The sequence below is a fragment of the Shewanella sp. SP1S2-4 genome, assembly GCF_031932075.1.
Taxonomy (GTDB): Bacteria; Pseudomonadota; Gammaproteobacteria; order Enterobacterales; family Shewanellaceae; genus Shewanella; species Shewanella baltica.
The window spans coordinates 1-738 of record NZ_JAUOET010000063.1; the positions used below are offsets into that span (position 1 = coordinate 1).

Below are 738 nucleotides of genomic sequence, written 5' to 3' on the forward strand. Positions count from 1 at the left end.
TTACTTGTCTCACTTCTGACCAAAGAAGTGGACGCGCCTTAGACGTAAACTATTCAGCAAAGAATAATTTACTATTGAATATTCAAGACACTTAATAAAGTGTTTGAGAACTCATGTTCAATGCTTTCGCATTAAACGTTTTGTAATTAATCACATGACAGACTCATGCAATTAAATACTATCAGCTTTCCAAATTGTTAAAGAGCGGGCTTAAAAAAGCCAAAGATAATTTTTCAGTTTATCTTTGGCATCTCTATCCATAATGCATATGCCTTAGTACTTTGCAATAAAGTCAGAATAAGGTGTAAATGGTGGAGCTATGCGGGATCGAACCGCAGACCTCCTGCGTGCAAGGCAGGCGCTCTCCCAGCTGAGCTATAGCCCCATTTACATGCAGTGCGAGTAAGTAAGATGTTCCAAACCTCTAAAGGATTGGTTTGCCAAATCGAGTTATCCGCGGCAAATTAACGCAACGTTTAGTTCACTAAACGAGTGTTAATTTAATAAAGGAGAACGAAGATTTGGTGGGTCAGAGTGGACTTGAACCACCGACCTCACCCTTATCAGGGGTGCGCTCTAACCAGCTGAGCTACAGACCCATCTTATTGATAAATCTAAGTTCATCTAGAACCACCGACCTCACCCTACTCTTTATGAAGGGATTGGGGTGCTAACTAGCTGAGCTACAGACCCATCTTTTACTCTTTCTTCTATCAAGCAAATCTGTGTGAACACTCA

At 40.9% G+C, this 738-nt stretch carries 2 tRNA genes; both read right to left on the minus strand.

The window, feature by feature from the left end:
* Positions 1 to 309: 309 nt before the first annotated feature.
* Positions 310 to 385 (minus strand) — tRNA-Ala (locus Q4Q52_RS22175).
* 137 nt (positions 386 to 522) lie between these two features.
* A tRNA-Ile gene (locus Q4Q52_RS22180) sits at positions 523 to 599 on the minus strand.
* Between the last annotated feature and the right edge of the window lie 139 nt (positions 600 to 738).